This is a genomic window from Maribacter sp., from assembly GCF_016744255.1.
In the GTDB taxonomy this organism is placed as follows: Bacteria; Bacteroidota; Bacteroidia; order Flavobacteriales; family Flavobacteriaceae; genus Maribacter_B.
The window spans coordinates 1-9,906 of record NZ_JADGES010000118.1; the positions used below are offsets into that span (position 1 = coordinate 1).

Consider the following 9,906-nt stretch of genomic DNA (forward strand, 5'->3'; position numbering starts at 1 on the left):
AGAGCGAGTAATCTTTTTGGGTACGCTTGGTACTGCCAATATTTAATGATGTTTTCATTACACTAAAGTTTTAGTGTATCGCTATTTCAGGACGGGACAAAAAAACAAGGAAAAAAGGGGATGCATAATGCATCCCCTTTTTTTGTTTTCTTAGGAAACATTTAACATTAGTTGCCTACACAACTAATTGGTTTTGCGTAGTTTCGTGCCATGAAATCTTTGGATGAAAATATAGATTTTGAAACCTCCATTATCCCATGGTTAGGTAAAACATCTAAAATGGTAGATTGTTTTTTACAAGAAAAACTCAATGAAAATGGGTTAGATTTAAGTAAAGAACAGGTGGTGGTGTTGAAAAAATTGCATCAAAAAAATGGATTAAATCAGAATGAACTTGCGTTTTTAACATTAAGAGATAAATCTACCTTAACTAGGCTATTATCTAAGATGGAAAGCAAAAATTATATACAAAGAGTAAGGAGTAAAGACGATAAAAGGATTAGGGAGGTTTTTTTAACAGCGGAAGGAAGAAATATTTACGCTAAAACAAAACCAATACTTAGAGATTTGTTAGATTCTTTAGGAAAAGGCATAACACCAGAAGAAAAAGAGATAGCAATTCGAATTTTAAAAAAGATACAATGCAATATGGGTATAAAAGCCCAGCCATTATAATAACCAACCCAGCTATGAGAAAAATTATATTATCCGTATTAGGCATTTTGTTTATAATAGGTGCTGTTTTACTTGCTAAGAAAATAATAGCAAGTAAAACAAAGCCAAAACCAAAAGTGGAAAAAGTGGTTAAAACCGTTTTTACAGATATAGTAAAAAACACAACCATCCCTATTATTGTTGCAGCTAACGGTAATTTAATGGCTAAAAGGCGAGTAGATATTTATGCGGAAGTGCAAGGTATTTTTAGAAAAGGAAATAAACTTTTTAAAGCAGGTCAATTATATGGTTTGGGAGAGACTATTATTAAGATAGACGACTCTGAATATAAAGCATCTGTTAAATCAGCAAAAAGTAATTTGTACAATCAAATTACATCCATAATGCCAGATTTACGATTAGACTATCCAGATTTTTACCCTAAATGGCAAGCATATTTAAGTGCTTTTGATATGGATAAAAATACTCCAGAATTGCCTAGGATGGTTTCTGAAAAAGAAAAATTCTTTATTTCTGGAAGGGGGATATTAACCACGTATTATAATGTTAAAAATTTAGAACAAAGGTTGTCTAAATATAGAATATCGGCACCTTTCAGAGGAGTATTAACAGAGGCACTAGTAACAGAAGGAACACTTGTAAGATCAGGCCAAAAACTGGGCGAATTTATTAACACAGATGTTTATGAGCTAGAAGTTTCTGTTAGTAAAGAATATAGCGATTTGCTAAAGATAGGAGAAAAAGTGGCACTTACTAATTTAGATAAAACCAGGGAATATGTAGGGAAAGTAGTAAGGGTTAATGGAAGGGTAGATGTTGCTTCACAAACCATAAAAGCGTTTATCGAAATAAAGGATAGTAGTTTAAAAGAAGGTATGTATTTAGAAGCAAACCTAGATGCAAGAGCAGAAGAAAATGCAATAGAAATAGAGCGTAATTTATTACTAGAGACTAATCAAATTTATGTAGTAAAAGATTCTGTTTTAGATTTGATTGATGTTAGACCCATATATTTTTCGGATAAAAAAGTAGTAATAAAAGAAGTACCTAATGGTACTACAATTTTGGACAAGCCCTTAATGGGCTCTTATGTAGGGATGGCAGTAAAAATTTATAAAGAGAAAAAAGATAAATCTAAAAAATAATGCGTAAAATAATTGAATATTTTATAAAATACCATGTAGCAGTTAATGTTCTAATTATTGCTGTTTTTGTGTTTGGTATTGTAGGGGCATTATCTTTAAAATCTTCTTTTTTTCCACTGACAGATTCTAAAAATATAGCTATTAATATTACCTATCCTGGAGCATCACCACAAGAGATAGAAGAAGGTATAGTATTAAAAATTGAAGATAATCTAAAAGGCTTGCAGGGTGTAGATCGGGTAACATCTACATCTAGAGAAAATAGTGGAAATATTAATGTAGAAATAGAAAAAGGGAGAGATATAGATTTTATGCTCTTAGAGGTGAAAAATGCGGTAGACCGTGTGCCTACTTTTCCAACAGGAATGGAACCTTTAATTGTATCTAAATTAGAAGCGGTAAGACAGACAATTGGTTTTGCTGTTAGTGGAGAAGGAATTCCTTTAGGAACGTTAAAACAAATAGGAAGGCAGATAGAAAATGATATTAGAGCCATTGATGGTATATCGCAGATTAGCATTACCGGTTATCCTCAAGAAGAAATAGAAATTGCTGTAGATGAAAATAGTTTGCTAGCATTTAGTTTGTCTTTCTCAGATGTTGCCCAAGCAGTTGCTAATGCTAATATTTTAGTTACAGGAGGTAATATAAAAACAGACGCAGAGGAATATCTAATTAGGGCAAATAATAGAGCGTATTATGGCACCGAATTATCTAATTTAATCATTAGAGCAGATTCCTTTGGAAGAACCATACGGTTAAAGGATGTGGCTATAATCAGAGATCGATTTGCGGAGTCTCCTAATGCCTCTTATTTTAATGGGAATTTAGCAGTTAATACTACTATAACAAGCACAAATACAGAAGATTTAATAGGTTCTGCAGAAAAAGTAAAGGATTATATAGCCATTTTTAATCAAAAATATAATAATGTTCAATTAAATGTAGTTAGCGATCAATCTAAAACCCTAACGCAAAGAACGGAGCTGCTTACAGCAAATGCCGTAATGGGAATGATTTTGGTTCTCCTTTTTCTTTCTCTTTTTTTAAATACCAGATTGGCTTTTTGGGTAGCATTTGGGTTGCCAATATCTTTTTTAGGAATGTTTGTTTTTGCTAGTTTTTTTAATGTGACCATTAATGTTCTTTCTCTTTTTGGGATGATTATTGTTATAGGAATTTTAGTAGATGATGGTATTGTAATCGCAGAGAATATATACCAACATTACGAAAAGGGAAAATCACCAATACAAGCAGCAATAGATGGTACTATGGAGGTAATACCGCCTATAGTCTCAGCAATTATTACTACTATTTTAGCCTTTTCTATATTTTTGTTTTTAGATGGTAGAATAGGGGAGTTTTTTAGTGAAGTTTCTGTAATTGTTATTTTAACCTTAGTTGTTTCTTTAGTGGAAGCCTTGATTATTTTACCAGCGCATTTAGCGCATTCTAAGGCACTACAGCCAATGGCAAAAAAACCAAAGACTGCCATTGGTAGAGCTTTTGCAGAACTTAGGGTTATTAATGAAATGGGAGATCGTTTTATGAAATGGATGAGAGATAATCTGTATAGTCCAACATTGAAATTTGCAATGCGCTATAAATTATTATCATTCTCCTTTTTTGCAGTAGCATTAATTTTAACCTTTGGATCTATAGGAGGGGGAGTTATAAGAACGTCCTTTTTTCCTAGAATTGCGAGTGATAGAATTCAGGTAGAGTTATTAATGCCTAACGGAACTAATGAAAAGGTTACAGATTCTATTATTTCTTATATAGAGAGTAAAGCTAAAATTGTAAACAAGGAGCTTTCGGAGGAATATTTAAAAGGGGCCGATAAATTACTTTTTGAAAATGTTATTAAAAGACTTGGCCCAGGCTCTTCAACAGCAACGTTGACTATTAATCTTCTTCCAGGAGAAGAGCGTCCGGATGCTGTACGATCCGATTTGGTTACTAATAGATTACGAGAACTTGTTGGTCCAGTAATAGGAGTAGAAAGTCTTATATATGGATCTGGAGGAAATTTTGGGGGTTCTCCGGTTGCGGTTTCCCTTTTAGGAAATAATATAAAAGAATTAAAAGCAGCAAAAAAGGAATTAAAAGACGCTTTATTAAGTAATTCTGCGCTAAAAGATATCGCTGATAATGATCCAGAAGGCATTAAAGAAATACGACTAGAACTTAAAGAAAATGCCTATTTGTTAGGGTTGAACTTGCGAGGTATAATGTCACAAGTAAGAGCTGGTTTTTTCGGTGCTCAGGCGCAACGTTTTCAAAGGGGGCAAGATGAAATACGGGTTTGGGTGAGGTACGATCGAGAAAACAGATCTTCCATTACAGATTTAGACGAAATGCGCATAGTAACCCCTAGTGGAGCTAGGGTTCCTTTAAAAGAAATAGCAAATTATGTTATTGAAAGAGGAGATGTTGCAATTAATAGATTAGAAGGCCGTAGAGAAATTCAGATTTCTGCAGATTTGGTCAATGATAAAGAGACTAGTGGTACGGATGTTTTGGAAGATATTCAAAAGAATATTATGCCCGAAATTGAATCTAAATACCCAACAGTATCTGCTTTGTATGAAGGGCAGAATAGGGAAGCAGGTAAAATGCTTAAATCATTAAAAATAGCAGGTTTAACCGTTTTAGGACTTATTTATATTACCATTGCTTTTACTTTTAGGAGCTTTAGTCAACCCTTAATGTTGTTGTTATTAGTACCTTTTAGTTTAACTGCAATTGCTTGGGGGCATTGGATACATGATTTCCCTATTAATATACTGTCTATGTTAGGTATAATAGCTTTAATAGGTATTATGGTAAATGATGGACTAGTGCTTATAGGTAAATTTAATAATAACCTAAAAAATGGAATGACCTTCGATGATGCTTTGTATGATGCTGGCAGATCCAGATTTAGAGCAATATTCTTAACGTCTATAACTACAATTGCAGGTTTAGCGCCTTTAATGTTAGAAACCAGTAGACAGGCTCAATTTTTAAAACCAATGGCTATATCTATTGCATATGGAATTGGTTTTGCAACAGTTCTTACCTTATTAATGTTACCTATTTTTCTCTCTTTTAGTAACAAACTAAAGGTTACTACGAAATGGTTGATTACAGGTGATGAAATTGCAAAAGAAGAAGTAGAGAGGGCTATAAAAGAACAGAAAGAAGAAGTGCATTTGTCTACGGATTTAAGAAAAAAGGCAACGAACCAGATAGAAGAATAGAGTAAGATAGTTATTAAAGAATTAGAAGGATGAGCATACTGAATAGAACAACTATTAGTTGTATTTCATGGATATTATTTTTTTGTACGGTTAGCGGGCAAGAAAAAATGCTAACAAAGGATGTGGCTGTATCTTTAGCATTAGAGAATAATTACGGAATTAAAGTCGCTAAAAACAGTATAGAGGTAGCAGAAAATAACAAAAGCATACTTAATTCAGGCTATTTACCAAGAGTAACTGGGAGTGCCGGTGCTAATTATGGGAATTTAAATAGTACTACAGAGTATCCAGGACGGCTTGAAACAGATGGAAGCCCAACAGCAGATATAGAATTAAATGGGGCAGAATCGCAAACATACAATGCGGCACTTTCAGTTAATTACACGCTTTTCGATGGATTAAACCGTTTCTACAATTATAAAAAGTTAAAAGAGCAATATAAATTAACCAATTTGCAAGCTAGGGAAACCATTGAAAATACAATTATTCAGCTATTTAGTGTGTATTATGAAGTAGCTAGGTTAACCGAAAATGAGAAAGTATTTAAGCAGGCTTTGGAAATTTCTAAGCAAAGAATAAAAAGAGCAGAATACGCTTTTGAATATGGACAAAGCACTAAGCTAGATGTTTTAAATGCTCAGGTAGATGTTACCAATGATAGCATTAATATAATGAACGCTGCGCAATCTTTAAATAATGTAAAAAGAGATTTAAACGTTATTTTAAATCAAGAATTAAAAGATTTATATGCTGTAGATACGGTTATACGGTTTATTCCTAGATTACAATTAGAGGAATATATAACACAGGCCAAAGAGAATAATGTAAATTTATTAATTGCGGATAAAGGATTAAAAATTAACGCCTATGATATTAAGGTTAATAAGTCTGGTTACCTACCAACTATTGGGTTAACGGGGTCTTATGGATGGAACTTAAACCAAAGCGCACCTTCTCCTTTTGTTTCGGGACAAATATTCCCAGGAACTAACAGAACTAGCGATAATATAGCTTTAGGTGCTAGTTTGTCTTGGAATCTTTTTGATGGCGGAGGAACAACCGTCAGGGTTAAAAACGCTAAAATTGCACAACTTAATCAGGAGCTGTTAGTAAAACAGGTAGTTTTAGAAGTACATAGAGATATAGAAAATGCGCTGGAAATTTACGAGAATCGCCTGCATATTTTTAAAATTCAGGAACAAAACGTAATTACTAATGCCAATAATTTTGAGCGTTCTAAAGAGCAATTTCAGTTAGGAAGAATTACATCTATAGAATTTAGGCAAGCACAAATAAATCTATTAAATGCCCAAACGAATAAAAATTTAGCAAAGTATGATGCTAAATTGTCCGAACTACAATTACTGCAATTAACAGGGCAATTGCTGAATGTGGCTTTTTAAAATAAAGCAATAATTATGTTAGAACATTTTTTTCAATGCCCACATTGCTGGGAAGAAATATCGATGTTATTAGATACTTCTGTAACAAGCCAGACTTATGTAGAAGATTGTGAGGTTTGTTGCAACCCAATAGAGATTAAGCCACAATTTGATAAAAATGAATTACAAGAGTTTATGGCAATTAGTTTGGAGCAATAATTAATCCATCACTTTTATTTTGCCGCCAAATAATTTGTCTTTCTCAATAGTATTAGGGTTTCCGTAAATATAAATATAGCCACCCGCTTTAACCTTAGCGTTTACCAAATTGCTAGCTGTAACGTCCGCACGACCACCAGCCATTACAACTACTTTAGTGTCTTTTGTTTGCAAGTCTTTATTAAAAACTTTACCACCAGTATTTACAGCTATTTCTTGTTCCGTAGAGTTTCCAGAAAGGGTTATTTCACTACCAGAAACCGACTTTACGTACAATTTTTCTAGGTTTATTTTTAAATCAATTTCACCTCCTTCTTGGCCTTTAATTTGCGCATAGCTGCCTTTAAAAGTTTCTTCTGAAATAACTTTTGCATTTTCATTTACATCTATTAAACTCAGATTTTCGGTATAATATAAAGTAGCTTTCGCTTCGGTGCCATCTAGAAAATTATCGAACTCCATGCGTATTTTTAATAGGCCATCTTTGTTAGAGATGTTAACTTCATCTTTATCGTCACCAGTAATTACTATTTTGTTTTCGGTGCTTTTTACAAGAGAAACAATAATACGGTCGTATACCTTTAGTTCTGTAAATTTACTTAACTCTTTAGATTTTTGTTTTTGGGCAACGGTAGAAAATACCATTAATATTATTAAAGATAGGGATAGAATATTTTTCATCTTGTTATTTTTTTAGGTTCTAGAAATATTGAAAAGCAAATTGTATTCCAAAACTTATAGAATTGGTAAAAAATGTAATTCAATAACAAATTTACTATTTATTAGAAGAGTATAATTTTATAAACGAATATTAACAAATCTTTAAGGAAGTCCTAAAGAGACTGACTTTAAGTTATTTGCAAGGAGAAAAAATAGGGTAAAAAATAAGCCTCAAAAGTAAACTACTTATGAGGCTTTCCAATTATTTGTGATCGCACCAGGATTCGAACCTGGGACCGTCTGCTTAGAAGGCAGGGTTTTAAAAATATGTTAAGCACTGTTAAACCTATGCTTTTTAGGTGTTGGGGTATTTTAAATGCGTATATAATGCGAATTTTTAACGCTAAAATGAATAGTTACACTAATTAAAAACAAAGAAACAAAAGATTTTGTTGCTAATTTAGTGGAAAAACTTAAAAAATAAGACTTAATTAAAATAATTACATCAAATATGATGTAATTTAAAATATATTATTATATTTGCTTCATGCAATAAGGCATAAACAATTAAAAGTCCCGAGCAGGACATTAAAGTCGGCACAATTATTATGAAAACTATATCAACTACTGTATTAAAGGTTAACGGTCAATTTAATGTCTACGCCACGGAAAAAACTAAAATTACTCAAAATTATTCAGATTTAGCAGAGGAATTAGGTAGAGATTGGGATTTGATGTCTAAGAGGTCTAAGGCTAATTTTAGAAAAAAGCAGCAAGGTAACTGCAAAGAAATAGATACTACTATTACTGTGTATAATGTAACAGCAACGGTTCCTAATATTTTTTCGGAATTTCAATTAAAAGAAGCGGCAATTAATCACTTAATACATCCTGCATCTGGAACCTTGTTTTTAATGTGTAAGAATGGAAAAACAGGATATTCTACAGGAAACTTTACAATTAATAAATGAAAGAACAAGAAAAAAAGAACGAGCGTTGGAAAATGCTTGTTCTTAATTTAAAAGAAAAAGCAATAGACAAATGGGGGAGTCATGGGTGGCAAACTAAAATAGCAGAACTAACCCCATTTGCAAGAAATAATATTGGTAGAATGTTTGGTTTAGATTATTCTCCTAGCTTAAAAAATTATACGATACTAGCGGAAGTTATTGGTTTAAAAGACACGGAACTTATAGATTCTAATATTTCAAAATTTTTAGTCTCTGTGGACCAATCAAGTGAGGAACTTTATATTTTACACCGAGAGGAACCTTGTTACCTAGTGCATGTAGTACAAGAAACTCCTATGAGATTTGTCCTAATAGAGTCTTATGACGAAGAGTGGAATGATGAGAAATTATTATTACACCCATCTATACTAGAGTTGAAAAAATTTATTCAAGAATTATCCGTAGACAATTTTTTAAAAAATTAATATGAAAAAAGATAGAGAAGAAAAATAAAATACAACCAAATAAAACACAAAATATTCATATACAATTTCCTATAAAAAAAAGCCACCCCTAATTAAAGAGGCGCCTTTTCAACTAACCAACTAACTAAACAAATGAAACTATAAACACTAATTGTCTTTATGTGTAGACATTTTTTTTATTTTTTTGTTTGTGATGAAAGACAATTTTTAACTTAACACTATTGGTTCTCCTGATATTCCTTGCGATTGTTCTGAAGGGTTTAAGGTTTGACTATGTATGTAATATTTTAATCCTGGTTCTACTTCGTATCTGTTTTTATCCCAATAGGCGTAATTTTTAGTGTAGTCTCCTTCTTCTTTATGAATTTTCATTATCATATCGCCATCAAATTGGGATGCCGCACCGCCTCGCATACTTCCTGAACTTGTGCGCTGGTAAATGGTAAAGAACTTTTTACCATCGTACCGTTTTCTTATATCATTATCTAAATCAGTCTTTTTATCATATTTGGTGAACTTTCCCCAGCTATCAATAAAAAATACATCGTAGTCCGATACTAATTCGTGAAAGTCTTTTACTCCGTTTGGTAATTCACCTACGGTATCAATAGATTGTTGCGCCTGTGGTGTTAAATACTGGTCTCTTTTATCTTTAAAAAGAGCGCTGTCTGGATGCTCCTCTAAAGAAAGGAATAACACTTTATACCCAGCGGTTGCGTACATGTTCATTAGCTGAAAAAACAAACGTGTTTTCATTGCTCCCTGTGGTGCATCTAGCGTAACTACCACACTTTCTTTTGGCTTAATCTCAGGGTTTCCCAAAAAACGTCCTAAATCTCCTGATAAATTATACTTTTCCATTGCTTCGGTGCCAACGGTGTCAATTCCTTTTACTAGACTGTTTTTAGACTTGTCTCTTTTTTGTACTGTTTTAGGCACTTTTACAATCTCTGGCTCTACAACAGGCATATCCAGAACAGGAGCGGTAGTTTCCCTCGGAACTACCGCTTGTCCTGGTGCATGGTGGGGGTATGGTTTCCCACTATCCAAAATTATTGATGTGTTAATTTTTTTTTTTTTAGCTACACCTTTATGTCTTGGCGCTCCTAAACCTTTGGTTTCTCCTATTATTACGTTTTCCCCGTTTT

At 32.8% G+C, this 9,906-nt stretch carries 9 protein-coding genes; 7 read left to right on the forward strand and 2 right to left on the reverse strand.

The annotated features are described in order from the left end of the window. The first annotated feature begins 210 nt into the window (after positions 1 to 210). Genes QZZ51_RS14840 through QZZ51_RS14860 form a run of 5 tightly spaced genes read left to right on the forward strand, consistent with a single transcriptional unit; the run spans position 211 to position 6,663 of the window. Positions 211 to 675, forward strand: coding sequence for a MarR family transcriptional regulator (locus QZZ51_RS14840; protein WP_291871061.1), 465 nt, complete (start codon positions 211 to 213; stop codon positions 673 to 675). Between the two features lie 14 nt (positions 676 to 689). Continuing rightward, positions 690 to 1,820, forward strand: a complete 1,131-nt coding sequence (locus tag QZZ51_RS14845; RefSeq protein ID WP_291871063.1) for an HlyD family efflux transporter periplasmic adaptor subunit — start codon at positions 690 to 692, stop codon at positions 1,818 to 1,820. Continuing rightward, positions 1,820 to 5,062 carry an efflux RND transporter permease subunit gene (locus tag QZZ51_RS14850; RefSeq protein WP_291871065.1) on the forward strand — a complete coding sequence of 1,081 codons (3,243 nt, stop codon included), beginning with the start codon at positions 1,820 to 1,822 and terminating at the stop codon, positions 5,060 to 5,062. Before QZZ51_RS14845 ends, QZZ51_RS14850 begins: the two co-directional genes overlap by 1 nt. Before the next feature lie 29 nt (positions 5,063 to 5,091). Next, the gene (locus QZZ51_RS14855; RefSeq protein ID WP_291871067.1) at positions 5,092 to 6,465 is read left to right on the forward strand and encodes a TolC family protein; all 1,374 of its coding nucleotides are present in this window, start codon (positions 5,092 to 5,094) and stop codon (positions 6,463 to 6,465) included. Positions 6,466 to 6,480: 15 nt separating this feature from the next. After that, positions 6,481 to 6,663 carry a CPXCG motif-containing cysteine-rich protein gene (locus QZZ51_RS14860; RefSeq protein ID WP_291871069.1) on the forward strand — a complete coding sequence of 61 codons (183 nt, stop codon included), beginning with the start codon at positions 6,481 to 6,483 and terminating at the stop codon, positions 6,661 to 6,663. Here QZZ51_RS14860 and QZZ51_RS14865 read toward each other — a convergent pair whose 3' ends face one another. Beyond that, positions 6,664 to 7,344, reverse strand: coding sequence for a head GIN domain-containing protein (locus QZZ51_RS14865; protein WP_291871071.1), 681 nt, complete (start codon positions 7,342 to 7,344; stop codon positions 6,664 to 6,666). A gap of 587 nt (positions 7,345 to 7,931) precedes the next feature. Between QZZ51_RS14865 and QZZ51_RS14870 the strand changes: the two genes are divergently transcribed. Continuing rightward, the gene (locus tag QZZ51_RS14870) at positions 7,932 to 8,294 is read left to right on the forward strand and encodes a hypothetical protein (RefSeq protein ID WP_291871073.1); all 363 of its coding nucleotides are present in this window, start codon (positions 7,932 to 7,934) and stop codon (positions 8,292 to 8,294) included. Then, positions 8,291 to 8,758: a hypothetical protein gene (locus QZZ51_RS14875; protein ID WP_291871076.1), complete on the forward strand. Its 468-nt coding sequence runs from the start codon at positions 8,291 to 8,293 to the stop codon at positions 8,756 to 8,758. The genes QZZ51_RS14870 and QZZ51_RS14875 overlap by 4 nt, the downstream gene beginning before the upstream one ends. Before the next feature lie 207 nt (positions 8,759 to 8,965). On the opposite strand, the gene QZZ51_RS14880 is transcribed toward QZZ51_RS14875, so the two are convergent. After that, positions 8,966 to 9,906 (reverse strand): hypothetical protein (locus tag QZZ51_RS14880; RefSeq protein WP_291871078.1); only part of this gene is annotated, 941 nt, incomplete at its 5' end.

Coding starts and splice junctions, on each gene's coding strand:
- QZZ51_RS14840 (WP_291871061.1), top strand. CDS start 211: ATGAAATCTTTGGATGAAAATATAGATTTTGAAACCTCCATTATCCCA.
- QZZ51_RS14845 (WP_291871063.1), top strand. CDS start 690: ATGAGAAAAATTATATTATCCGTATTAGGCATTTTGTTTATAATAGGT.
- QZZ51_RS14850 (WP_291871065.1), top strand. CDS start 1,820: ATGCGTAAAATAATTGAATATTTTATAAAATACCATGTAGCAGTTAAT.
- QZZ51_RS14855 (WP_291871067.1), top strand. CDS start 5,092: ATGAGCATACTGAATAGAACAACTATTAGTTGTATTTCATGGATATTA.
- QZZ51_RS14860 (WP_291871069.1), top strand. CDS start 6,481: ATGTTAGAACATTTTTTTCAATGCCCACATTGCTGGGAAGAAATATCG.
- QZZ51_RS14865 (WP_291871071.1), bottom strand. CDS start 7,344: ATGAAAAATATTCTATCCCTATCTTTAATAATATTAATGGTATTTTCT.
- QZZ51_RS14870 (WP_291871073.1), top strand. CDS start 7,932: ATGAAAACTATATCAACTACTGTATTAAAGGTTAACGGTCAATTTAAT.
- QZZ51_RS14875 (WP_291871076.1), top strand. CDS start 8,291: ATGAAAGAACAAGAAAAAAAGAACGAGCGTTGGAAAATGCTTGTTCTT.